Origin of the sequence: Micromonospora sp. NPDC047620 (genome assembly GCF_043205005.1) — a bacterium.
Lineage (GTDB): Bacteria > Actinomycetota > Actinomycetes > Mycobacteriales > Micromonosporaceae > Micromonospora.
This window is the reverse complement of record NZ_JBIDDG010000002.1, coordinates 134,280-157,344: the sequence shown is the minus strand read 5'-3', so window position 1 is coordinate 157,344 and position 23,065 is coordinate 134,280. Positions and strand designations below refer to the sequence as shown.

Here is a 23,065-nt window from a genome sequence, read left to right as displayed (position 1 = left end):
TTGTGCGCGCCTAGGGTGAACCGGTGGACACCGAGGCGTTGCGATCGTTAGTCCGGGCGGCCGAGCTCGGGCAGTTGCAGCGTGCGGCCGAGGAGCTGGGCGTGACGCAGCAGGCAGTCTCCAAGCGGATCGCCGCCCTGGAGCGCGAGCTGGAAGTCCGTCTGTTGACACGTACCGCCCGAGGGGTCGAGCTGACGCTCGACGGTCAGGCGTTTCTCCCCCACGCGCGGAGCATCGTCGCGGGTGTCGAGCGCGCCATCACCGCGGTCAGGCCGGGCTTCCGGGCCCTGCGGATCGACGTCCTCGGCCTGCGAAGCGCGCAGGCCGTCGTTCTGCACGACTACTGGCGGTCGCATCCCGAGATCAAACTCGACGTGGTGACCCTCCGGGTCGACGACCCGCGCCTGGCGGTCGCCGCCGTCGAAGCGGGCGATGTCGATGCCTCGTTCCGTTCCGTCACTGCCCTGGACGCGCTGCCGCCCGACGTGCAGATGATTCACGCGTTCGACTCTCCGCTGGAACTTCTCGTCGGCCCGGGACATCCGCTCGCCTCAGCGCGAAGACTGACGCCACCGCAGTTGCGTAAGCACCGGATATGGGTGCCGGGTATCGCGCCCCGAAGCGAATGGGCGGATTTCTACGACCAGCTCACCACCGAATTCGACCTACGCATCGACGCGGCAGGCCCGCACTTCGGCGACGACGTGCTCCTGGACACCCTCGCGGCCTCCGCGGACGTGGCCACTCTCGTGGGGGCACGCGACCGGTACATCTGGCCGACGAACTACGACCTGCGCCGCATCCCTGTCGTGGAGCCGACCCTCGCGTACCCGCTCTCCCTCATCCTCCCCAGAACGAATCCACATCCAGGACTCCGGGGAATCATCACCCACCTCCGAGCCCTGCCCGCGCTCCCCGGGACGGTCTGGCGCCCATCCTGGGCGGCGACGCCACGGAGCGGCGACAGCGGCAGCGCAAGCGCTCGCGGGTCCCGGCCCCGACAGAGGTGACCTGATCGGCTGCTGGCAGCCGCCGCCACCAGCGCCCGGTGAGTCCTGTCCGGTCACCAGAAAGGATCCTGGCATGTCCAGCGACCGTCTCATGCGAATCCACGGCGCCGAGTTCCAGGCCATGGCCGAGAGGGTCCTGCGGGTCACCGAACTCACCTCCCGCCTGAACGTCCTGCCCTTCGACGACGAAGCGGGCAGGGCGGCACTGTTCGAACAGATCCTCGGCAGGCCGCTGTCGAGGAGAGTCACGATCTATCCGCCCTTCTACACGGACCACGGCCTTCACCTGGACCTCGCGGAGCGCGTGTTCATCAACCAGAACTGCACGTTCCTGGACTACGCCGGCATCCGGCTCGGCGAGCGCGTGATGGTCGGACCAAGGGCCACGTTCATCACCGTCGGGCATCCAGTCGATCCTGAGGAGCGACGGGGATGGCTGAGCGGCGGGCCCATCGATGTGGCGGAGAACGTGTGGATCGGCGCCGGTGCCACGATCCTTCCCGGCGTCAGCATCGGCCGTGACGCCGTGGTCGCCGCCGGCGCGGTCGTGACCGACGACGTTCCGGCGGCGAGCCTGGTGACCGGCCGTAAGGCAACCGTACGACGACGGTGGTGACGACCTGTCCGGGGCCACACCGAGCCCCGCTCGCCGCCGAGTTCCCCTGCCGACGACGTCGTGGCCGGCGACATCCAGGGCCCTGAGCATTCGGGGGCGGCGGCGTGTCTGGGGTGACACGCCGCTGGCGTCACCTACTTCGGCGCGCCTCGTTGACCTGGGTGGACGAGATGCCAGTCGCGTCCAGGAAGGTTGACCGCGGTCGCCTCGCGGCAAGCGTGCCGATCAGCCAGCCTTCCCGGCTGTCGCGCACAGCCAGCCGTCCCTTCCCTGCGGGGGGCCCTGTCCCGGGCCCCCCGCGCCCTGTCTGCACCACCCTTTGCGTGACGCGCTGGTGCCGTCGGACGTTAGGAAGGGGCCCTTCCTCTACCGTGGGCGTTAGGAAGGTGCCCCTCCTTTCGAACGGTGCGGAGGAGTTCGGCGGCGCGTTCCGGGGCGATGTCGTTGATGAAGACGCCCATGCCGGACTCCGAGCCGGCCAGGTACTTCAGCTTGTCCCCGGCCCGCCGGATGCTGAACAGCTGCAGGTGCAGGTGGCCCAACTCGCGGTCGATGCGTACCGGGGCCTGGTGCCAGGCGGCGATGTAGGGCATCGGCAGGTCGAACAGCCCGTCGAAGCGGCGCAGCACGTCGAGGTAGAGCGGGCCGAAGGCGTCCCGCTCGGCGTCGTGGAGCGCCGGGATGTCCGGCACCGGCCGGTGCGGGGCGACGTGCACCTCGAACGGCCAGCGCGCCGCCGCCGGGACGTACGCGGTCCAGTGTTCGTTGGCGGCGACCACCCGGTCGCCCGCGGCCCGTTCGGCGGCGAGCACGTCGGCGTAGAGGTTGCGCCCGCCGGTGCGGTCGGCGTGCCGGCGGGCGGCGGCCAGCATCGCCCGGGTGCGCGGCGTCACGAAGGGGTACGCGTAGACCTGGCCGTGCGGGTGGTGCAGCGTCACCCCGATCTCCACGCCCCGGTTCTCGAACGGGAAGACCTGCTCCACGCCGGGCAGCTCGCTCAGCACGGCGGTCCGGTCGGCGAGCGCGTCCAGCACGGTACGTACCCGGCGCGGCGGCAGGCCGGCGAAGGAGGCGTCGTGGTCGTCGGTGAAGCAGACCACCTCGCAACGGCCCCGGCCGGGCCGGACCGGGGTGAACGGCGTGATCTCGGCCGGCTCGTCGGCCACCCGGCCGCTCAGGGAGGGGAACCGGTTCTCGAAGACGGCGACGTCGTAGTCGGGGGCGGGGATCTCGCTGAGCCGATCGGCGGTGGTGGGGCAGAGCGGGCACTGGTCGGCCGGCGGCAGGAAGGTGCGGGTCTGCCGGTGCACGGCGACCGCCACCCACTCGTCGGTCAGCGGGTCGTGGCGCAGCTGCGACGCGGGCGGCGGCGGGGGCAGCTCGCGCCGGTCCGGCTGGTCGCGGACGGCGTCGTCCCGCTCGTCGAAGTAGATCAGCTCGCGGCCGTCGGCCAGCTCGATCGCGGTGCGCTTCATCGCGCCGCCCCCGTCGCCGTCGGCGTGGCCGCCCGCGCCCCGTCCGCCGCCGGCACGACCACCAGTTCGCCCACCCGCTCGTCGAGCGACCGCCGCGCCTCGGGAGGCAACCGGTCGTCGGTGACCAGCACGTGGGCGGCGGAGAGCTCGACGATGGCGGAGATGCCGACCGTGCCCCACTTGGTGTGGTCGGCGAGCACCACCAGCCGGTCGGCGGCGGCCACCAGCGCCCGGTCGGTCTCCGCCTCCATCAGGTTGGGCGTGGTGAACCCGGCCCGCTCGCTGATCCCGTGCACCCCGAGGAAGAGCAGGTCCAGGTGCAGCGACCGGATCGCGCCGACGGCCAGCGGCCCGACCAGGGCGTCGGACGGCGTACGCACCCCGCCGGTGAGCACCACGGTCTGGTCCGGGCGGCCCCCGACGTGCAGGATCTCGGCCACCGGCAGCGAGTTGGTGACCACGGTCAGGCCCGGCACGTCGACCAGCCGGCGGGCCAGCTCGGCGGTGGTGGTGCCGGCGGACAGGGCGATGGCCGCGCCCGGGCGGACCAGTTCCGCGGCCCGCCCCGCGATGGCCGCCTTCTCCGCCAGCTGCCGCACCGACTTGGCCCGGAACCCCGGCTCGTCGGTCGAGCCGGGGCCGGCGACCGTGGCGCCGCCGTGCACCTTGGCCAGCAGGCCACGCTCGTGCAGCGCCTCCAGGTCGCGCCGGATGGTCATGTCGGAGACGCCGAACTCGACGGCCAGGTCGGTGACCCGAACCCCGCCCGTGGCGCGCACCCGGTCCAGGATGGCCGCCTGGCGCTGCTGAGCCAGCATCCGTCGCACCTCCGTGCTCCCCGCGCGCCCGCACGCGGTCAAACGTGTTCGAACAAAGACGAACACTAGCGGGGCGGGGTGACCCACGGAAGGAACAGGGGCGGATCAACAGAAGGAAACGGGGGCGGATCAGATGGACTGGAGCCGGGGTTCCACCCAGCCCGTCTCGGTCAGGTGGTGCAGGACGGCCTGGACCGCCTCGTCGACCGTCAGGTCGCTGGTGTCGACGACCAGGTCCGCGTCGGTCGGCTCCTCGTACGGGTCGTCGATGCCGGTCATCCCGGTGAGCAGGCCCGCCCGGGCCCGGGCGTACAGGCCCTTGCGGTCGCGCTGCTCGCAGACCTCCAGCGGGGTCGCGACGTGCACCAGCAGGAAACCGGCCCCGGCGGCCAGGGCCATCTCCCGAGCGGTCGCGCGCGCCTGGGCGTACGGGGCGATCGGGCAGCAGATGCCGACGCCGCGGTGCCGGGCGATCTCGGCGGCCACCCAGCCGATCCGCCGCACGTTGAGGTCGCGGTCGGCCTTCCCGAAGCCCAGGCCGGCGGAGAGCTCCCGGCGCACCACGTCGCCGTCGAGCAGCGTGATCGTCCGGTCGCCCTGCTCGCGCAGCGCGTCGGCGAGGCCGCGCGCGATCGTCGACTTGCCGGAGCCGGAGAGCCCCGTCAGGAAGACCACCAGGCCCCGGTGCCGCCGGGGCGGACGGGCCCGGGCCAGCTCCCTCGCCACCGCCGGCGGGGTGTGCCACTCGGGCAGCGGGAAGCCCCGGTCCAGCAGGTCGTCGATCTCCGCCTGCGTCAGGGCCAGGCGCCGGTTGCGCGGCGGGATGTCCTCCCGCCAGCGCCACTGCCCGTCGCGGTTGTCGTAGGCCAGCTCGCGCGGCACCAGCACCCGCAGGCCCGCGCCCGAGAGCATCTCACCGGTGGAGAGCAGGTGCGTCACCCCGTACGCCGCCGACACCCGGGCCCGCAGCAGCGCGTCGCTGATCTCGTCGCGGCGCCGGCTGAGCGGCACGGCGACCAGCGTGGCCGGCGGCATCCGGTCCCGGGCGGCGAAGATGCCGCGCACCAGCGCCTCCGGGGGCAGCCCACCGACGCCGTCCTCACCGACGGGGATCATCACCAGCAGGTGGGCGCCGAGGGTGCGGGCGGCGTGGGCGATCTGGGCGAGCTGCGGCCGGTGCAGCGGGCGGTCGGCGACCACCCCGAGCACCCGGCCGGGCGGCAGCAGCGCGCGTACCTCCTCGGGGGTGCGGCGCAGCCGCTGGAACGGGCCGTGACCGCCGTCGCCGAGCCGGCGGACCGCACCCCCGACGCCCGCCACCCCGTCGCGGACCTGCCAGGCGTCGGCGACCTCCAGCGCCGCGACCGGGGCGCCCTCGCCGTCGGTCAGCACCAGGGTGCGGCGCGCCTCGTCGCGCGGGTCCAGGCCCTCGGCGAGCGCCGCCGGCACCTGGAGCGTCACCGGCACCGGCCACGGGGCGCCGTCGGCGAGCCGCCCCCGGCGGCTCACCGAAACCAGATCGGCGCGGGTCATGAAGCCGGTCAGCGGGGCGTACGCCCCGGTCAGCAGCAGCTCCAGGTCGGCGAGCTCGCCGGGGCGCGGCGTGTACGCCGGCGCGTCCCGGAGCACCTCGTCGGGCACCACCCAGCCGTTGCTCATCCATCCCCCAACCCGCTGACCGGCACACAGTTTCTCAGCCTGTCGGCGATCGGTCGAGAGCGCCACTCCACGCCGCGCCGCGCCCGGCGGCCCGGCCGGCGGCCCTCGGCGGTGGGCGGGCCACCGCCGGCGTTCCGGTCAGCGCCGTCCGATCCGGCGCCGGACGGCCCGGCGCAACCGGGTCCAGAGCGCCCGCTCGTCCTCCACCACGGGGGCGGCGCCGTCGCCGGCCGGGCGCAGCACCAGCGGCAGGCGGGTGTCCTCGGTCCACCCGGCGCAGGTGACCCGGGCCTTCAGCGACCAGGTGCCCGCGTCGAGGGCGGCGCCGTCGACCGTGGCGACGGCACGGTGCACGAGGTGCCGCTCGCCGGCGGGGCCGGGCACCCAGCGGGTGTCGGAGGTGACCGGCAGGAAGACCTCCTCGCTCGTCTCCCGGCGCCGGGCGACGACGTCCAGCCTGCTCCGGCCCAGCATGTCCGTCATGTCCCGCAGCCCCGGGTCGAGGCCGTCGACGGGCAGCACCAGCAGGTCCCGGTCGCCGTCCGCGGCGAAGGTGACGGGCCGGCCGGCGGATTCCAGCCGGGCGGAGACGGTGACCGTCAGCGTCGTGCCGGCCACCTCGTGGCGGTCGACGGCGCCGGCGGCGCCGACGCCCGTCTCCCACTCGGCCAGCCGGCGGAGGTCCGCGACCCGGCCCTGTTCGGCGAGGTGCGCCAGCACCCGTTGCAGCGGGGGTAGGCCGGCGGCGACCCCGGGCGCGAACCGCTCCCGGATAACCCCCTGGATCTCCCGGACGACCTGCGCGAGCCACTCCTCGGGGGCGTCGAGCATCCGCTGCCCGCGCACCCGGTTGAGCATCTCGTTGCGCAGCCATCGCCGGTGCAGCCGGTCGCGCAGCGGCCCCGGCTCGGTGTGCGCGTCGACGATGTCGAGCGCCTCCCGCAGGCTGGCGTAGTACTCCGCCGGGTCCAGCCGGCTGGCCGTGATGTTCCCGGCGTCGCCGCGGCGGGCGTGGTGGTAGCAGGTGTAGTCCGACAGCACGCACGTCCGCCTCGACAGGAGGTACGACCGGACCACCATCCGATGGTCCTCCAGGCGCCGCGGCGGGCCCTCCGGGAACCGCAGCCGATACTCGTCGAGGAAGGCGCGGCGGAACATCTTGTGGCAGGTGAGGCTGTCGATCAGCGGCGAGTTGGCCAGCGTGGCGTCGAACCGGTTCCGCCGGAACAGCTCGCGCGGCACGCCGCGCCCGTGCCCGGCCATCCGGCCGACCACCACGTCGGCGTCGTGCCTCCGCGCGCAGTCGTGCAGCCGTTCGAGCGCCTCGTCGCCGAGCCAGTCGTCGTCGTCGGCGAACAGCACGTACTCGCCCCGGGCGTGCGCCACACCGAGGTTGCGCGGCCGGGACGGCCAGCCCGAGTTCTCGATCCGCAGCACCCGGAAGTGCGGGTGCGCGGCGGCGAGTTCCGCCAGCCGGGCGGGGGTGCCGTCGGTCGAGCCGTCGTCGACGAAGACCGCCTCGAACTCCGCCGGAGGCAGGGACTGGCGCAGCAGCGAGGCCACCAGCTTCTCGATGTGCGGCCCGCTGTCGTGCGTGGGCACCACCACGCTCACCTTGGGCGACCCCGTACCGCCGATCATGCCTTCTCCCGTGTGTCGGTCGACCCCGGCGGACTCCGGTCCACCCGGGCAGCGTGCACCGCTCTAGAGTGGACGCCTTACCCGCCGTCCGGGTTGCGCGGAGATTCCGCGGAGGTTCCCCGGCGCGGGGCGCGGGCCCTAGGGGGCGCGGGCCGCAAGGATCAGGGGAGCGCCGGGGGCGTGCCGCTCCCAGCAGGGGCGTCGGCCTCCTACGCTGGACGTCGTGACACTGATCGCGACCGAGTCGCTGACCAAGACGTACGGGGGTGGGGTCACCGCGCTGGCCGACCTGACCGTCGCGGTCGAGCCGGGGATCATCGGACTGGTCGGCGCGAACGGCGCCGGCAAGTCCACGCTGATCAAGATCCTGCTCGGCCTCCTCGCCCCGACCAGCGGGCGGGTCCGGGTGCTCGGGCTCGACCCGACCACCGACTCCGCCGGGGTCCGCGCCCGGGTCGGCTACATGCCCGAGCACGACGCCCTGCCGCCGGACCTCTCGGCCGCCGAGCTGGTCACCCACCTCGGCCGGATCAGCGGGCTGCCGCGTACGGTGGCCCGCGAGCGGGCCTCCGAGGCGCTGCGGCACGTCGGGCTCTACGAGGAGCGCTACCGCCCGGTCGGCGGCTACTCCACGGGCATGAAGCAGCGGGTGAAGCTCGCCCAGGCCCTGGTGCACGACCCCGACCTGCTGCTGCTCGACGAGCCGACCAACGGCCTCGACCCGGCCGGCCGGGACGCCATGCTGGCCCTGGTGCACCGGATCGGCACCGAGTTCGGCATCTCCGTGCTGGTCTGCTCGCACCTGCTCGGCGAGGTGGAGCGGATCTGCGACACGCTGGTCGCCATCGACGGCGGGCGGCTGCTGCGGGCCGACCACATCTCCGCCATGACCTCGGCCACCGACGTGCTCGCCGTCGAGGTCAGCGAGGGCACCGAGGAGTTGGCCGCCCGGCTCGCCGCGCTGCGCCTGCCGGTACGCCGGGACGGGCGGCTGCTGCTCGTCGAGCTCGCCGACGACGCCACCTACGACCTCATCCTCGGCGCGGTCGCCGAGCTGGACCTGCCGCTGCACCGGCTGGACCAGCGCCGGCACCGGGTCGCCGAGCTCTTCGCCACGAGGGAGCCCAGCCATGCCTGAGCCCACCGGTGTCATCCACGACATCGGATACCAGCGCTACACCGGCCCCCGCCTGGGTCGCCGGCAGGTCTTCGGCGCGCTCTACCTGCACGGTCTGCGTACGGCGTTCGGGTTCGGGCGCAGCGCCAAGGCCAAGATCTTCCCCTGGCTGGTGGTCGGCATCGTCACCGTGGTGGCCGCGGGCCTCACCGCGGTGCGCAGCCAGATCGGCGAGGCGGTGATGACGTACGCCCAGTTCGCCGACAACATGAGCTGGCTGGTCATCTTCTTCGTCGCGGTGGTCGCCCCCGAGCTGGTCTCCCGGGACCTGCACAGCGGGGTGCTGCCGCTCTACTTCTCCCGGCCGCTGCCCCGGTCGGACTACCCGCTGGCCAAGCTGCTGGCGCTGGTGACCGCGCTCTGGCTGCTGCTCGGCGGCCCGCAGCTGGTGATGTTCCTGGGCGCCGCCTTCACCACCGACGACGGCATGCGCGGGGTCTGGAACGAGCTGCTCGACCTGCTGCCGGGCCTGCTCTACGCCGGGCTCTGGGCGATGGTCTTCGCCTCGGTCGGCCTGCTGGTCGCGTCGCTGACCGGCAAGCGGGCGTTCGCGGCCGGGGGGATCGTGGCGGTGTTCCTGATGACCACCCCGATCGTCGGCACCCTGTCGATCATGCCGTCCCGGACGGTCAACGAACTGGCCTTCCTCGCCTCGCCGTCCACGCTGGTGCGGGGCGTCGGCGACTGGGCCCTCGGCGACCTGCTCCCCAAGGGACAGGAGGGGCTCATGATCGGCGACTTCGGCCCGGTCTACGCCGCCGCCGCCGTGCTGCTCGTGGCCGGCTGCGTCGCCCTGCTGCTGCTGCGATACCGGAAGGTGGCCGCCCGATGACCACGACGAGCGCCGAGCCCGCGGCGGGGGCCGCGACCGCCGCCGCCAGCACCCTGGACCTCGCCGGTGTCTCCCGCTGGTACGGCAACGTGGTGGCGGTCAACGACGTCAGTATGACCCTCGGCCCCGGCGTCACCGGGCTGCTCGGCCCGAACGGCGCGGGCAAGACCACCCTGCTGCACATGATGGCCGGCTTCCTGGCCCCGTCGCGCGGCGCGGTGACCCTGGACGGCCGGCCCACCTGGCGCAACCCGGAGGTCTACCGCCGGTTGGGCCTGGTGAGCGAGCGGGAGGCGGTGCACAACTTCCTCACCGCGCACGAGTTCGTGCTGGCCAGCGCGAAGCTGCACCGGCTGCCGGACCCGGCGGCGGCGGCCCGCCGGGCGATCGCCCTGGTGGAGATGGAGGGGGCGCAGGACCGCCGGATCGGCACGTACTCCAAGGGCATGCGGCAGCGCGCCCGGGTGGCCGCCGCGCTCGTGCACGAGCCGCAGGTGCTGCTGCTCGACGAGCCGTTCAACGGGATGGACCCGCGTCAGCGGCTGCACATGATGGAGCTGCTGCACCGCCTCGGCGACGCCGGCCGCACCATCCTGTTCAGCTCGCACATCCTGGAGGAGGTCGAGCAGGTCTCCGGCACCGTCCAGGTGATGGTCGCCGGCCGGCTCGCCGCCTCCGGCGACTTCCGCACCATCCGCCGGCTGATGACCAACCGGCCGCACGTCTTCGCCGTCCACTCCACCGACGACCGGGCGCTCGCCGTGGCGCTGATGGCGGAGGCGTCGGTGACCGGGGTGGAGCTGGGCCGCGCGGGGCTGACCGTGCGGGCCGGCGACTACGGCGCGTTCACCCGCGCGCTGCCGAAGATCGCCCTGGCCAAGGGCATCCGGGTGCGGCAACTGGTGCCCGAGGACGAGTCCCTGGAGAGCGTCTTCTCCTACCTGGTGGAGGCCTGAGCATGTCTACCGTTTCCTGGATCACCGCGCGGGGGCTGTTCGGGCGTCGCCGGTTCCTCCTACTGGTGCCGCTGCCGGCGGTGCTGGTGCTGCTCGCCGTGCTCTCCCGGGGGCTCGGGGTGGACCCGGGCGAGTGGGGCCCGCCGGTGCTGGTCGGCCTCGGCCTGGCCGTGGTGCTGCCGGTGGTCGCGCTGATCGTCGGCACCGGCGTGCTGGGGGCCGAGATCGACGACGGCACGGTCGTGCACATCCTGACCAAGCCGCTGCCGCGCTGGCAGATCGTGCTGCCGAAGCTGGCCGTGGCCACGGGCGTCAGCGCCGTCACCGTCGCGGTGCCGCTCTACGTCGCGGGCGTGCTCGCCCACTCGGTACGCCTCGGCCTGGCGCTCGCCGCCGCCGCGGCGGTCGGGGCGCTGGCGTACTCGGCGCTGTTCCTGGCGCTGAGCCTGCTCACCCGGCGGCCCGTGCTGCTCGGCCTGGTCTACGTGCTCATCTGGGAGGGGCTGCTCGGCAACTTCGTCAGCGGCACCAAGGTCCTCTCCATCCAGCAGTACGTGATCGCCCTCGCCGACCGGCTGGCCCCCACCGGGCTGCTGGAGACCAGTGTCTCGGTGCCGGTGGCGGCGGTGATGACCGTGCTGATCAGCGTGGGCTTCACGGTGCTGGCGATCGACCGGCTCCGCTCGTTCAGCGTGGCCGGCGAGACGAGCTGACCCCCGCGTGGCGGCCGTCCGGGCGGCCCGACCCCCGATGGTAGGGCTGGCCGGATGGAACGGGCCGCGCCGCCGGGCGAGGCTGTGGAAGTGAGTGCGGAAGCGGGTCTGGTCATGTCGCGCGATTCCTACCCTGGTGCCGGCCGGCACCGGCTGGTCAGCCTGGCGGTCGCCGGGCTCGCGGCGGCGGCGACCACCACGGCCGCCCAGGCCAGCGGGCACTTCCACTGGTGGGCGGGGTTCGTGCTGATCCCCGGGGCGCTGATCGCCGCCGCCGGCGGGCCGCTGCTGGCCCGGGGCGGCGGGCGCGCCTTCGCCGGCTACGTGGTCGCCTGCCTCGGCGCGCTGGTGTTCGCGGTCGGGGCGCTGCTGATGTTCGGCGTGTTCGGCAGAGGCTGGCCGCTGATGGTCATCCTGCCGTGCCTGGCGGTCGCCGGCACCTACCACTGGCGGCCGGTCCACCCGCTGGCCCGGGGGCTGCACCGGGCGGCCGCCCTGCTGGCGCTGGCCGGCGCCCTGCTGCTCGGCGGGACGCTGCAACTGACCCGCGTCGGCCTGGTCGACGTGGGTACCGCCCCGATGTGGGGCGCGTTCCTGATGCTGGCCGGGGTGATCGTGCTGGGCAACGCCGTCGAGCTGACCCGGCACCGGATGCCGTACCGGCTCCAGGCGATCACCCTGCTGGTCGGCCCCGCCGTCGTCGCCTTCCTCCTCGGCCTGCGCCTGCTGCGCGGCTGGTGACCCCGCCGCGCCCGATGGGCGCGGCGGGGCCGTGCTCAGAAGGCGCAGGCGATCACCAGCTCGGTGGTGCGGTCGGGGAGCAGGTCCAGTTTCGTGATCCGGCCGGCGGCGCGGAGGTCGTCGGCGATCACGGTGAGCTGGTCCAGCAGGGCCGCCGGGCCGAGCGCCTCGGCCAGCGGCACCTCCGCCCGCATCGACAGCTTCCGCTCCGACTTGGCCCGGCGCACCTGGCTGAGCGCGTCCCCGGCCAGCCGCAGCAGCTCCGGCTCGCCGGTGCCCTCGATCGCCCGGCCCACCTCGTACGTGGTCGGCCAGGGCGCGCGGTGCACCGAGCCGTAGCGCCACCAGGACCAGACCTCCTCGGTCGCGTACGGCAGCACCGGGGCGAACAGCCGCAACTGCACCGAGAGCGCGGTGGCCAGCGCCGCCCGGGCCGAGTCCGCCCCCGGCCCGGAGCCGTAGGCGCGCTCCTTCACCAGCTCGATGTAGTCGTCGCAGAACCGCCAGAAGAACGACTCGGCCGCCTGCAACGCCGCCGTGTGGTCGTACGCCTCCAGCGCGGCGGTCACGGCGGCGACCACGCCGGACAGTTCGGCGAGCATGGCGCGGTCCAGCGGCTCGGTCGCCGGGGCGCGCAAGGCGTCGGCGGCGCCCAGCCCGAGGGCGAACCTCGACGCGTTGAGCAGCTTGGTGGCCAGCCGCCGGCCGACCTTGATCTGGGCCGGGTCGAAGGCGAGGTCCATGCCCGGCTTGCCGTTCGCCGCCCAGTACCGCACCGCGTCGGAGCCGTGCTGGTCCAGCAACACCATCGGGGTGACCACGTTCCCCTTGGACTTGGACATCTTCTTGCGGTCCGGGTCCAGGATCCAGCCGGAGAGCACCGCGTCCCGCCAGGGCAGCACCCCGTGCTCCAGGTGCGAGCGGACCACGGTGGAGAAGAGCCAGGTACGGATGATCTCCTGCCCCTGCGGGCGCAGGTCCATCGGGAAGACCCGCGCGAACAGGTCCGGGTCGGTCTCCCAGCCGCCCACGATCTGCGGGGTCAGCGACGAGGTGGCCCAGGTGTCGAGCACGTCCGGGTCGCCGACGAAGCCACCCGGCCGGCCGCGCCGGGACTCCTCGAACCCGGGCGGGGCGTCGCTGGACGGGTCGACCGGCAGCGCGGACTCGTCCGGCGTGAGAGGGTGGGTGTAGTCCGGCTCGCCAGCGTCGTCGAGCCGGTACCACACCGGCACCGGCACGCCGAAGAAGCGCTGCCGGCTGACCAGCCAGTCGCCGGTCAGGCCGCCCACCCAGTGCTCGTAGCGGTGCCGCATGTGCTCCGGCACCCAGCGCAGCTCCCCGCCCCGGGCCAGCAGTTCCTCGCGCAGGGCGGTGTCCCGGCCGCCGTTGCGCAGGTACCACTGCCGGGTCGAGACGATCTCCAGCGGCCGGTCGCCGCGCTCGTAGAACTTCACCGGGTGGGTGATCGGGCGCGGCTCGCCGACCAGGTCACCGGCGTCGGCGAGCATCTGCACCAGCGTCCGCCGGGCACCGTTGACGGTCTGCCCGGCCAGCGCCGCGTAGGGCTGCGCCGGCACCCCGGCGGGCGCCTCCGGCAGCAGCCGGCCGTCCCGGCCGATCACCACCCGGGTCTCCAGCTGCAGATCCCGCCACCAGGTCACGTCGGTCAGGTCGCCGAACGTGCAGACCATCGCGATGCCCGTGCCCTTGGCCGGGTCCGCCAGCGGGTGCGCCCGCACCGGCACCTCGACCCCGAACACGGGCGTACGCGCGGTGCCGCCGACCAGGTCCGCGTACCGCTCGTCGTCGGGATGGCAGACCAGCGCCACGCAGGCCGGCAGCAGCTCCGGCCGGGTGGTGTCGATCAGCACCTCGCGCCCGCCCGGCCCGGCGAACCGCAGCCGGTGGTACGCCCCGGGCCGCTCCCGGTCCTCCAGCTCCGCCTGGGCGACGGCGGTGGCGAACCCGACGTCCCACAGCGTCGGGGCCTCCGCCTGGTACGCCTCGCCCCGGGCCAGGTTGCGCAGGAACGCCCGCTGCGAGGTCGCCCGGGCCACCCGCCCGATCGTCGTGTACGTCAGCGTCCAGTCCACGGACAGCCCGAGCCGCCGCCACAGTGCCTCGAAGACCTGCTCGTCGGCGACCGTCAGCCGCTCGCACAGCTCGATGAAGTTGCGCCGGGAGACCGGCGTCGGGTCCCGGCGGGCGGCGTCGTCGACGGGGGCGGCCGGCGGCACCCACGACGGGTCGTACGGCAGCGTCGGGTCGCAGCGCACGCCGTGGACGTTCTGCACCCGGCGCTCGGTCGGCAGGCCGTTGTCGTCCCAGCCCATCGGGTAGAACACCGCCCGCCCGCGCATCCGCTGGAACCGGGCCACGATGTCGGTGTGCGTGTACGAGAAGACGTGGCCCATGTGCAGCTCGCCGGATACGGTCGGCGGCGGGGTGTCGATCGCGTATACGTCCGCCCGCTCCTTGCTGCGGTCGAACGCGTACGTGCCTTCCTCCTGCCAGCGGCGCGCCCAGGTCTCCTCGAGCCCGTCCAGGGTCGGACGCTCGGGGACGCCGGCGCGGGCCGTCCTCGCCGTATCAGTCATCCGTCGATGGTAGGCACCGGTCAACGGCCGGACCACGGGTTAACCGGCGTGCCACGATGGATGTCGTGCCGACACTCCCGCTGAGCCCCGACGAGCTGCTCACCACCACCCGCTCGGTCCGCAGGCGGCTGGACCTCACCCGACCCGTGCCGATGGAACTGGTCCGCGAGTGCCTGGAGATCGCCCTCCAGGCACCGTCCGGGTCGAACCGGCAGGGCTGGCAGTGGATCGTGGTGACCGACCCGGCGAAGCGGGACCTGATCGGCCGGATCTACCAGCGCGCGGCGCACGGCTACCTCGCCTCGGAGCGCTCGGCCGCCCGGCTCTTCGCCGACGACCCGGAGCGGGCCGAGGTGCAGCGCCGGGTGGGGGAGAGCGTGGCCTGGCTCGCCGACCGGATGGGGCAGGTGCCGGTGCTGCTCGTCCCGTGCATCCAGGTGGACTCCGGCGAGCTGCCGGCCGGCAACCAGGCCGGGCTCTGGGGGTCGGTGCTGCCGGCCGCGTGGAGCTACATGCTCGCCGCCCGGGCGCGCGGCCTCGGCACCGCCTGGACCACGCTGCACCTGGCGTACGAGGCGGAGGTCGCCGAGCTGCTCGGGCTGCCCGCGACCGTACGCCAGGCCGCGCTGATCCCCACCGCGTTCCACACCGGGGAGGGCTTCCGGCCGGCGCGGCGGCAGCCCCTGGACGAGGTCCTGCACGTCGACCGCTGGTGAGCCGCCGGCGCGACGGTTGATCGGCCCGGTGCCGGCGACCCCGGTCGACGGGCCGCCGGCCGGGTCAGCGGGGGACCGGGCCGCTCAGCGGGCCCTTGGTGGCCAGCCGGATCCGTAGGCCCCCGTAGGTGCGGGCGTTCGCCCGGTCGAGGATCGTGGAGACCGGGGCGTAGGAGTTGCGCTCGTCCGGGTTGGTGCACGCGCCCTGCCCCGGGTCGCCGTGCGACAGGATGCCCAGCGCCTTGCCGTCGGCCTCGGTGAAGAGCGGGCCGCCGCTGTCGCCCGGGCGGGCGCAGATGCGCACGTCGATGCCGCCGCTGGTCTTGCCGATGATCTCCCCGCAGCGGGTGCCGGGCACGTAGCCGGCCCCGGCCCCCGAGTCGACGTACTGCTCGCCGGCCTTCGGCGTGTACGCCGCCCCGGTGGCGCAGACCACCCAGCCGGGCTGGATGGCGCTCCACGGCACGTGTCCGGTGATCGCCACGTCGCGGCTGCCCCGAATGGCGCACCCGGTGCTGTCCAGCACGCACCAGTAGTTGACCAGGCTGGGCACCTGCGTGGCCCCCGCCGGGTACGCCCACCGCCCGATCGCGCCGGCCTGGTACGGCATGATCGCGTAGTCGTACGGGTAGGCGTTCTCGGCCAGCCCCGACCTCGACGACTCGACGGTCATCGGCACCTTCGGGCCGAGGAACTGGTGCCAGGTGCGGTCCACCAGTTGGTGCCGCCCCCCGACGACGCAGTGCCCCGCCGTCAGCACGTACGGGTCGCGCAGCCCGACGATCACGTTGAAGCCCGTCGTGCAGCCACCCACGGTGCCGTCGTCGCGCGGCACGTCCAGCCGGATGCCGCCGCGCATCGGCGCCTGCGCGCAGTCGCGCGGGTCGCAGGCCTTCTGCACCACGGTGTCGGCGACCCGGGCCTGCGCGCGGGCCGGCACTCCGGCGGCGCGCAGCGCCTCGGCCAGCCGGGGATCGTCGGCGGCGATCCGGTCGCCGGTCAGCACGACGACCTCGTTGGCCCGCTCGTCCACCACCACGTCGGCACCGGCCGTGGCGTCGAGCGCGGTGGCCAGGCGGGTCGCCGCCTCGGTGAGCTGCCGCAGCGGGTGGCGCACCGGCACCACCCGGACGTGTGCCGCGTCCGGCATGCCGGTCAGCGCCGCCCGGACCGGTTCGACGCCGGTGGCGGCGACGGTCAGCACGCCGCCGGCGGCCTGGTCCAGCCACATCCCGCCGTACGCGGCGGGGAACTCCGTGGCGAGCCGGGCGGCCAGCGGCGCGGACAGTTCCTGGAGGGCGAGCCGCCGGGCCGCCTCGTCGGCGTCGACCCGGTAGCGGTCGCGCAGGTAGGAGACCGAGGCGGGGCTGTCGGCGGCGACCTCGGCGGCCGGGCGGGCCCGGAGGGCCGCCGCCGCGCCCGGCGTGGCGCCGCCTCCGGGGCGGCTGCCGAGCCCGCTGTCGGCGGCCGGCGCGCCCGTCGGGGCGGCGTCGTCGCCCGGCGACGCCGGGGATTCCTGCGCGGTGGGCGTGGCCGGCGTCCGGCCGGCGTCGCCGAACGGCATTCCGGCGACCGCCGCCGCCCCCAGCGCGCAGGCGACGACCACCCCGGCCACCATCACCCGTCGTCCGAACCGCACTCGCAACCTCCCCCGTCGCCGCCGTCGGGACGACCACCCGGTGGACGCTCCGCTCGGCGCGGTGAGTCTAGTGGCACCGGTGATCTTCGTGGGACCCGCCGACCGTGGGCGGCGGGGCGGCGACCAAAGCTCACACCAGCGAATCGCGCCACTGCCGGTGCAGGGCGGCGTAACGGCCGCCGGCAGCGGCGAGCCGGCCGGGCGGGCCGTCCTCGACGATCCGGCCGCCGTCGAGCACCAGCACCCGGTCGGCCGTCTCCACTGTGGAGAGGCGGTGCGCGATCACCAGGGCGGTGCGGTCGTGCAGGACGGTGCCGAGGGCGCGCTGCACCAGCCGCTCGGTCGGCACGTCCAGCGAGGAGGTCGCCTCGTCCAGGACCAGCACCACCGGGTCGGCCAGGAACGCCCGGGCGAACGCGACGAGCTGCCGCTGCCCGGCGGAGAGCCGGCCGCCGCGCCGGTGCACCTGCGTGGCGTACCCCTCGGGAAGGGCCGCGATGAAGTCGTGCGCGCCGATCGCCCGCGCGGCGGCCTCCACGGCGGCGTCGTCGGCGCCGGGACGGCCGAACCGGATGTTCTCCGCGACCGTCCCGCCGAAGAGGTGCGTCTCCTGGGTCACCAGCACCACCGCGCGGCGCAGCTCCGCGTCGGCGAGCTCGCGCAGGTCGACGCCGTCAAGGCTGACCGTGCCGGCGAGCGGGTCGTGGAACCGGGCGAGCAGCTTGGCGACGGTCGACTTGCCGGCGCCGGTCGGCCCGATCAGCGCCACGGTCTGCCCGGCCGGGACGGCGAGGTCGAGCCCGGCGAGGATGGGCGCGTCCGGCCGGTAGCCGAAGGTGACCGCGCGGAAGGCGACCGCCCCGCGCCCCGGCCCGGCGGGCAGCGGCACGGGCCGGTCCGGCTCGGCCACCGAGGGCCGCTCGTCGAGCACCCCGGCCAGTTTCTCCAGGGCCGCCGTGGCCGACTGCAACGAGTTGTAGAACTGGCTCAGCTCCTGCATCGGCTCGAAGAACCGCCGCAGATAGAGCAGGAACGCGGCCAGCACCCCGATCTCGGTCGCCCCGCCCAGCACCCGCCAACCGCCGTAGCAGAGCACCACCGCCACGGTCACGTTGCCGATCACCTTGATCCCCGGCGAGTACGCCGCCATCAGCCGGAACGCGTGCCGGCTCGCCACCCGGTAGTCGTCGTTGACCGCCGCGAAGATCCGCTGGTTGCGCGGCTCCCGGCGGAACGCCTGCACCGCCCGGATGCCCCGCATCGACTCCACGAAGTGGACGATGACCAGCGCCACGGTCTCCCGGGTGCGCCGCCACGCGTCCGCCGACGCCCGCGCGAACCAGCGGGACAGCCAGAACAGGAATGGGAACGCGAGCAGGGTCACCGCGGCCAGCGGCGGGTCCAGCCAGAGCAGGATGCCGGCCACCGACAGGATCGACAGCACCGCCAGCACCAGGCCGTCGATGCCGCCGCCGGCCAGTTCCCCGATCGAGTCCAGGTCGCTGGTGAGCCGGGAGACCATCCGGCCGGAGGTGTACCGCTCGTGGAACGCCACCGACAGGCGCAGGAAGTGGCCGTACACCCGCTGGCGGAGGTCGAGCAGGATGGCCTGGCCGATCCGCGCGGAGAGGGTGAGGAACCCCCGGCGGGCGGCGTACTCGACGACGGTGGCGGCGGCGAACGCGGCGGCGACGGCCAGCAGCGGGCCGGGCTCGCCGGCCCGCAGCGGCGCGATGGCCCGGTCGATGCCGAGCATGACGAGGTACGGCCCGGCCATCGCGGCGGCGTTCTGGCCGAGCAGCAGCGCGACGGCCAGCCCGAGCCGGCGCCGGTGCGGGCGCAGCAGGTCGCGCAGCAGCACCCGGCTGCGGGCCCGGAGCCGGGCCACCGCCTCCGGCGCGGTGTCCTCGGCGTGGCTGCGGTCGGCGTCGGGGTCGGTGGCGACGCCGCGCCACCGGGCGAGATCCGCCCCGCCCGGCTGGGCGGCCCCGCCGGTCACGACCGCACCAGGCCGCGACCGTCGGGCGGCGCCGGGGCCGGCTCGGCGGAGAACACCGCGCGGTACGCCGGCACGTCGGCGAGCAGCTCGGAGTGCCGCCCGACGGCGGTGATCCGGCCCCCTCCAGCAGCGCCACCCGGTCGGCGAGGGCGATGGTGGAGGGCCGGTGCACCACCAGCAGGGCCGTGGTGTTGCGCAGCACCCGCTTCAACGCGGCCTCCACCAGCGCCTCGGTGTGCACGTCGAGCGCGGAGAGCGGGTCGTCCAGCACGAGCAGCGCCGGCCGCCCGAGCACCGCCCGGGCCAGGGCCAGCCGCTGGCGTTGCCCGCCGGAGAGCGACAGCCCCTGCTCGCCCACCCGGGTGGCCAGCCCCCACGGCAGTTTGTACGCGAAGTCCGCCTGGGCCAGCGCGAGGGCGGCCCGGACCTCGTCCTCCCCGGCCTCCGGCCGGCCCAGGGTGAGGTTCTCCCACACCGACATGGAGAACAGCGTCGGCTCCTCGAAGGCCACCCCGACCAGCCGGCGCAGCGAGGACAGCCGCAGGTCGCGCAGGTCGTGCCCGTCCAGGGTGATCCGGCCGCCGGTCACGTCGTGCAGCCGGGGCACCAGGGAGAGCAGTGTGCTCTTGCCGCAGCCGGTCGCCCCGACCAGCGCCACGGTCTCGCCCGGCTCGACGGTCAGGTCGACCTCCCGCAGCACCGGCGCCCCGCTGCCCGGGTAGCGGAACGAGACCCGCTCGAAGCGCAGCCGGCCGCGCACCTCGGCGTGGCGTAGGGCGACCGCGCCCGGGGTGTCCACGATGGCGGGCGGGCTGTCCAGCACCTCCAGCACCCGGTCGGCGGCGGTCGCCGCCTCCTGGCCGTTGGCGACGATCCAGCCCAGCGACTGCACCGGCCAGATCAGCATCAGCTGGAGGCTGACGAACGCGACCAGCTCGCCGATGGTCAGCACGCCCCCGGCGGTGGCCGCCGCGCCGGCCACCAGCACCACGCCCAGGGTCAGGTTCGGCACCAGGTCGAGCAGGGCGGAGGTGCGGGCCAGCAGCCGGCCCTTGCCGACCCCGGTGTCGTGCAGCGCCCGGGCGTCGGCCGCGAAGCGGGCGGCCAGTTCCCGCCCCCGCCCGTACGCCTTCATCGTGCGCAGCCCCTGCGCGGTCTCCTCGACCAGCGTGGCCACGTCGCCCTGCTGGTCCTGCATCCGGCGGGAGGCGGCGTGGTAGCGCCGGGTGATCAGGAACAGCGGCATCGCGCTCGCCGCCACCAGCAGCCCCAACGCGGGGTGCAGCCGGATCAGCAGCGCCACCACGGCCAGGTAGGTCACCAGGTTGAGGACCAGGAAGAACAGGCCGAAGGAGAGGAACCGGCGCAGCACCGAGAGGTCGCTGGTGATCCGGGACAGGAGCTGGCCGGACTGCCACCGGTCGTGGAAGCTGGCCGGCAGCCGCTGCAGGTGGGCGTAGACGTCGGCGCGGATCGCCGCCTCGATCCGCATCGAGGACGACGACTGCACCCAGCGCCGGATGAAGATCAGCAGCGCCAGCCCGGCCAGCCGGAACAGCCCGGCCGGGTCCTGCCGGGCGACCGGGCCGTCCACCACCCGCTGCGTCACCAGCGGTACGGCGATGCCCGCCCCGGTGGCGGCGAGCCCGGCCAGCAGCAGCCAGCCGAACTCGGCCGCGTGGGGGCGCAGGTAGTGGCGCAGCCGCCAGAGGTTGCGCAGCGGATGCGGGCCGGCCTCGACCCCCCGGGGAGCCGGGTTGCCGTCGCCGTCCGCAGGCACTACCCGACGGTAGCGGCAAACGGGTGCGGCGCCGCTGTCAGCTTCCCGTCACGGCCGCTCGTGCCCGAGAAGCCACTTCTTCACGTCCAGCCCCCAGCGGTAGCCGCCGAGCGTCCCGTCGGTGCGCAGCACCCGGTGGCAGGGCACGAACAGGGCGACCGCGTTGCGGGCGCAGGCCGCCGCGGCGGCGCGTACGGCCGCGGGGCGGCCGGCCAGCCCGGCGAACCCGGTGTAGGTCACCGGATCACCCGGCTTCACCTCGCGCAGCACCTGCCAGGCGTGCGCCATGAACACGCCGCCGGTGTGCTGCTGGACCGGCACGGTGTCGATCGCGGTCAGCTCGCCGTCCAGGTAGGCCGTGACGGCGGCGGTGACCGGGCCGAGGTCGACCCGGCGCCGCAGCGGCGCCCGCAGCGTCGGGTGCACCAGGGGGAGCAGGTGCTCGGGTTCGCCGGTGAAGCCCGCCGCCCGGACCGCCCCGTCGGGGCCGGCCACGATGCTGAGCGGTCCGGCGGGGGTGTCGACGACGGTGCTGTCGTTCATGCTCATGCTGCTCTCCAGAGTCGGATCACCGCGTACGAGCGCCAGGGGCGCCAGCGGTCGGCGTACGCGTCGAGGGTCTTCGGGTCGCCGGGCAGGCCGAGGGTGGCGGCGCCCCGGCGTACCGCGAGGTCGGTGGGGAGGAGGACGTCCGGGTCGCCGAGGGCGCGCATCGCGACGTAGCCGGCCGTCCAGGGGCCGATCCCGGGCAGGGCCAGCAGCCGCCGGACGGTCTCCTCCCGGTCCCCGCCGGGCGCCAGGTCCAGCGACCCGTCGGCGACGGCCCCGGCCAGGGCTCGGATCGTCGCCCGCCGCCCCGCCGGCATTCCGAACACCTCGTCCGGCGCCCCGAGCACCTCCTCGGCGGTGGGGAAGCCGGCCAGCCACGGCCCGGGCCCCTCCCCGGTGCCGGAAGGGGCGGGGGCGGGCGGGCGGAGGTGGTCCAGCAGGCGGGTGAGGGTGGTGCGGGCCGAGCGGACGGAGACCTGCTGGCCGACGATCGCGCGCAGGGCCATCTCGAAGCCGTCGACCGAGCGGGGGAGGCGGATGCCCGGCTCGGCGGCGACCGCCCCGGCCAGGGCCGGGTCCGCGGCGAGGGTGCCGTCGACGGCGACCGGGTCGGCGTCGAGGTCGAGCAGGCGGCGGCAGCGGGCCACCGCCGGGGCCAGGTCGCGCATGTCGGTCAGCCGCAGGGTCGCGGTCACGTGCCCGTCCGCCGGGGTCAGGGTCGCCTCGCCCGGGCCGTGCGGCAGCCGCAGGCCCCGGCGGTACGTCCCGTCGCGCACCTCCTCCACGCCGGGCAGCGCGCGCAGCGCGAGGAAGTCCAGCAGCGCCCCCGCGTGCAGCGGCGGGCGGTACGCGAGCCGCAGCGTGATGGTGCCCGCCCCGCCCGGCGCGGCGCACCGGCCGCGGGCGGTACGCAGCTCGGACGGGGCCGTCCCGTACACCTCGCGGACCGTGTCGTTGAACTGCCGGACGCTGCCGAACCCGGCGGCGAACGCGATCTCCGCCATGCCCAGGCCGGTGGTCTCGATCAGGGTGCGGGCGGTCTGCGCGCGCTGCGCCCGGGCCAGGGCGAGGGGGCCGGCGCCCATCTCCGCCCGGAGCATCCGGTGCAGGTGCCGCTCGGTGTAGCCGAGCCGGGCGGCCAGCCCCGGGATGCCGTCCCGGTCGACCACCCCGTCGGCGATGAGCCGCATCGCCCGGCCGACCACGTCCGCCCGGACGTCCCAGTGCGGGGAGCCGGGGGCGGCGTCCGGCCGGCACCGCCGGCAGGCGCGCAGCCCGGCGCCCTGGGCCGCTGCGGCCGAGGGGAAGAACCGGACGTTCTGCCGCTTCGGCGTCATCGCGGGGCAGGACGGCCGGCAGTAGATCCCGGTCGAGGTCACGCCGGTGTAGAACCAGCCGTCGAACCGCTGGTCGCGGCTGTCGACGGCCCGGTAGCACCGCTCGAAGTCCAATTCCACGTCACCGATGATGCCCCTGCTCGGCGCCCTCGGCTCGCGGAAATCGGACGCGGCCGTGCGGGTGGGAACGGGACGTCCGGCGCGGAAAGTGTCGGTTGTGGTCGGTACCGTCCGGGCCACCAACTCAAGAAGGGGTGCGGCAATGGCGAGCGTGGCGGGTCGGGAAGCGGCGTCGACACGGGACGGGCACCCCCCGCTGGACGACGCGGTGGTGCAGGGCTTCTACGACCGGATGCGCGCGGTCGCCCCGGCCGCCGTCGGCGCGATCGAGCGGGACCGGGCCGGTGACCCGGGTCGGGCGTTCGGCGACACCGCCTGCGGTCGGCTGGTGCGTTCGCTGGACGCCGACGGGCTCCGCGCGCTGGGCATGTGGGTGCACCACTGGTGCATGCGCTTCTACGACGACGACACCCGGGTGGCGCTGCGCCTGGTCCGGGAGATCGCCGGCCGCCCCGGGCTGGGCTGGACGGCCGACGAGGTGCGCTGGATGCTCCGCGAGTCGTACGCGGCCGGTCCCGCCGCCGACGGCCGCTTCACGCTGCCGCTCGCCGCCGCCGGGGAGCTGGCCCCGGGCGCCCTGCGGATCGAGCCGGTCGTCCCGCGCCAGCCCGGCCCCCGCGACTGACCGCCCGCGCCAGCCCGGCCCGCGCCGCTGACCGTCGGGGCGGCAGGATGGGCGGCGCCGAC

Annotated in this window: 18 protein-coding genes and 1 pseudogene; 9 read left to right on the top strand and 10 right to left on the bottom strand. The window is 74.9% G+C overall.

Annotated features, from left to right (window positions below):
• Positions 1–23 precede the first annotated feature (23 nt).
• Positions 24–1,010, top strand: coding sequence for a LysR family transcriptional regulator (locus ACGF5C_RS03025; RefSeq protein WP_393296192.1), 987 nt, complete (start codon positions 24–26; stop codon positions 1,008–1,010).
• 73 nt (positions 1,011–1,083) lie between these two features.
• Positions 1,084–1,626 carry a DapH/DapD/GlmU-related protein gene (locus ACGF5C_RS03020; RefSeq protein WP_393296190.1) on the top strand — a complete coding sequence of 181 codons (543 nt, stop codon included), beginning with the start codon at positions 1,084–1,086 and terminating at the stop codon, positions 1,624–1,626.
• 347 nt (positions 1,627–1,973) lie between these two features.
• Here the strand turns inward: ACGF5C_RS03020 and galT are convergent, their stop codons facing one another.
• The 4 genes from galT to ACGF5C_RS03000 form a co-directional block, all read right to left on the bottom strand.
• Positions 1,974–3,101, bottom strand: a complete 1,128-nt coding sequence (gene galT, locus ACGF5C_RS03015) for a galactose-1-phosphate uridylyltransferase (protein ID WP_393296188.1) — start codon at positions 3,099–3,101, stop codon at positions 1,974–1,976.
• Positions 3,098–3,919 carry a DeoR/GlpR family DNA-binding transcription regulator gene (locus tag ACGF5C_RS03010; RefSeq protein WP_393296186.1) on the bottom strand — a complete coding sequence of 274 codons (822 nt, stop codon included), beginning with the start codon at positions 3,917–3,919 and terminating at the stop codon, positions 3,098–3,100. The genes galT and ACGF5C_RS03010 overlap by 4 nt, the downstream gene beginning before the upstream one ends.
• Positions 3,920–4,048: 129 nt before the next feature.
• Positions 4,049–5,578: an adenylyl-sulfate kinase gene (gene cysC / locus ACGF5C_RS03005; RefSeq protein WP_393296184.1), complete on the bottom strand. Its 1,530-nt coding sequence runs from the start codon at positions 5,576–5,578 to the stop codon at positions 4,049–4,051.
• A 138-nt stretch (positions 5,579–5,716) separates the two neighbouring features.
• Positions 5,717–7,219: a glycosyltransferase family 2 protein gene (locus ACGF5C_RS03000; RefSeq protein WP_393296182.1), complete on the bottom strand. Its 1,503-nt coding sequence runs from the start codon at positions 7,217–7,219 to the stop codon at positions 5,717–5,719.
• A gap of 223 nt (positions 7,220–7,442) precedes the next feature.
• On the opposite strand from ACGF5C_RS03000, the gene ACGF5C_RS02995 reads away from it, so the two are divergent.
• From ACGF5C_RS02995 to ACGF5C_RS02975, 5 genes are all read left to right on the top strand, one after another.
• Positions 7,443–8,357: an ABC transporter ATP-binding protein gene (locus ACGF5C_RS02995; protein WP_350703954.1), complete on the top strand. Its 915-nt coding sequence runs from the start codon at positions 7,443–7,445 to the stop codon at positions 8,355–8,357.
• Complete coding sequence (locus tag ACGF5C_RS02990; protein WP_393296180.1) at positions 8,350–9,228, top strand: ABC transporter permease; 879 nt, start codon at positions 8,350–8,352, stop codon at positions 9,226–9,228. Before ACGF5C_RS02995 ends, ACGF5C_RS02990 begins: the two co-directional genes overlap by 8 nt.
• On the top strand, positions 9,225–10,184 hold the full coding sequence (locus ACGF5C_RS02985) for an ABC transporter ATP-binding protein (protein WP_393296178.1): 960 nt from the start codon (positions 9,225–9,227) through the stop codon (positions 10,182–10,184). The genes ACGF5C_RS02990 and ACGF5C_RS02985 overlap by 4 nt, the downstream gene beginning before the upstream one ends.
• A gap of 2 nt (positions 10,185–10,186) precedes the next feature.
• The gene (locus ACGF5C_RS02980) at positions 10,187–10,897 is read left to right on the top strand and encodes an ABC transporter permease (protein WP_393296176.1); all 711 of its coding nucleotides are present in this window, start codon (positions 10,187–10,189) and stop codon (positions 10,895–10,897) included.
• Between the two features lie 114 nt (positions 10,898–11,011).
• Positions 11,012–11,638, top strand: coding sequence for a hypothetical protein (locus ACGF5C_RS02975; RefSeq protein ID WP_393296174.1), 627 nt, complete (start codon positions 11,012–11,014; stop codon positions 11,636–11,638).
• A 35-nt stretch (positions 11,639–11,673) separates the two neighbouring features.
• On the opposite strand, the gene valS is transcribed toward ACGF5C_RS02975, so the two are convergent.
• Positions 11,674–14,238: a valine--tRNA ligase gene (valS, locus tag ACGF5C_RS02970; protein WP_393296172.1), complete on the bottom strand. Its 2,565-nt coding sequence runs from the start codon at positions 14,236–14,238 to the stop codon at positions 11,674–11,676.
• Between the two features lie 56 nt (positions 14,239–14,294).
• Here valS and ACGF5C_RS02965 point away from each other — a divergent pair, with 56 nt between their 5' ends.
• Positions 14,295–14,954, top strand: coding sequence for a nitroreductase family protein (locus ACGF5C_RS02965; RefSeq protein WP_393296170.1), 660 nt, complete (start codon positions 14,295–14,297; stop codon positions 14,952–14,954).
• Positions 14,955–15,018: 64 nt separating this feature from the next.
• Here ACGF5C_RS02965 and ACGF5C_RS02960 read toward each other — a convergent pair whose 3' ends face one another.
• The 5 genes and pseudogenes from ACGF5C_RS02960 to ACGF5C_RS02940 all read right to left on the bottom strand — a co-directional run bounded on the left by ACGF5C_RS02960 (position 15,019) and on the right by ACGF5C_RS02940 (position 22,378).
• Entirely contained in the window at positions 15,019–16,593 is a 1,575-nt protein-coding gene (locus tag ACGF5C_RS02960; RefSeq protein WP_393296168.1) for a trypsin-like serine protease, read from the bottom strand.
• A 130-nt stretch (positions 16,594–16,723) separates the two neighbouring features.
• Complete coding sequence (locus ACGF5C_RS02955; protein ID WP_393296166.1) at positions 16,724–18,592, bottom strand: ABC transporter ATP-binding protein; 1,869 nt, start codon at positions 18,590–18,592, stop codon at positions 16,724–16,726.
• Positions 18,589–20,372, bottom strand: a pseudogene (locus ACGF5C_RS02950) (ABC transporter ATP-binding protein). The gene ACGF5C_RS02955 and the pseudogene ACGF5C_RS02950 overlap by 4 nt, the downstream one beginning before the upstream one ends.
• 48 nt (positions 20,373–20,420) lie before the next feature.
• Positions 20,421–20,921: a methylated-DNA--[protein]-cysteine S-methyltransferase gene (locus tag ACGF5C_RS02945; protein ID WP_393296164.1), complete on the bottom strand. Its 501-nt coding sequence runs from the start codon at positions 20,919–20,921 to the stop codon at positions 20,421–20,423.
• The gene (locus ACGF5C_RS02940) at positions 20,918–22,378 is read right to left on the bottom strand and encodes an AlkA N-terminal domain-containing protein (RefSeq protein WP_393296162.1); all 1,461 of its coding nucleotides are present in this window, start codon (positions 22,376–22,378) and stop codon (positions 20,918–20,920) included. The genes ACGF5C_RS02945 and ACGF5C_RS02940 overlap by 4 nt, the downstream gene beginning before the upstream one ends.
• A gap of 142 nt (positions 22,379–22,520) precedes the next feature.
• Between ACGF5C_RS02940 and ACGF5C_RS02935 the strand changes: the two genes are divergently transcribed.
• Positions 22,521–23,003, top strand: a complete 483-nt coding sequence (locus ACGF5C_RS02935; RefSeq protein WP_393296160.1) for a hypothetical protein — start codon at positions 22,521–22,523, stop codon at positions 23,001–23,003.
• The last annotated feature ends 62 nt before the right edge of the window (positions 23,004–23,065 follow it).

Bases quoted from the DNA above. Each gene is read 5' to 3' on its own strand.
- ACGF5C_RS03020 (WP_393296190.1), top strand. From the start codon at position 1,084: ATGTCCAGCGACCGTCTCATGCGAATCCACGGCGCCGAGTTCCAGGCC.
- galT (WP_393296188.1), bottom strand. From the start codon at position 3,101: ATGAAGCGCACCGCGATCGAGCTGGCCGACGGCCGCGAGCTGATCTAC.
- ACGF5C_RS03010 (WP_393296186.1), bottom strand. From the start codon at position 3,919: ATGCTGGCTCAGCAGCGCCAGGCGGCCATCCTGGACCGGGTGCGCGCC.
- cysC (WP_393296184.1), bottom strand. From the start codon at position 5,578: ATGAGCAACGGCTGGGTGGTGCCCGACGAGGTGCTCCGGGACGCGCCG.
- ACGF5C_RS03000 (WP_393296182.1), bottom strand. From the start codon at position 7,219: ATGATCGGCGGTACGGGGTCGCCCAAGGTGAGCGTGGTGGTGCCCACG.
- ACGF5C_RS02990 (WP_393296180.1), top strand. From the start codon at position 8,350: ATGCCTGAGCCCACCGGTGTCATCCACGACATCGGATACCAGCGCTAC.
- ACGF5C_RS02985 (WP_393296178.1), top strand. From the start codon at position 9,225: ATGACCACGACGAGCGCCGAGCCCGCGGCGGGGGCCGCGACCGCCGCC.
- ACGF5C_RS02980 (WP_393296176.1), top strand. From the start codon at position 10,187: ATGTCTACCGTTTCCTGGATCACCGCGCGGGGGCTGTTCGGGCGTCGC.
- ACGF5C_RS02975 (WP_393296174.1), top strand. From the start codon at position 11,012: ATGTCGCGCGATTCCTACCCTGGTGCCGGCCGGCACCGGCTGGTCAGC.
- valS (WP_393296172.1), bottom strand. From the start codon at position 14,238: ATGACTGATACGGCGAGGACGGCCCGCGCCGGCGTCCCCGAGCGTCCG.
- ACGF5C_RS02965 (WP_393296170.1), top strand. From the start codon at position 14,295: ATGGATGTCGTGCCGACACTCCCGCTGAGCCCCGACGAGCTGCTCACC.
- ACGF5C_RS02945 (WP_393296164.1), bottom strand. From the start codon at position 20,921: ATGAGCATGAACGACAGCACCGTCGTCGACACCCCCGCCGGACCGCTC.
- ACGF5C_RS02935 (WP_393296160.1), top strand. From the start codon at position 22,521: ATGGCGAGCGTGGCGGGTCGGGAAGCGGCGTCGACACGGGACGGGCAC.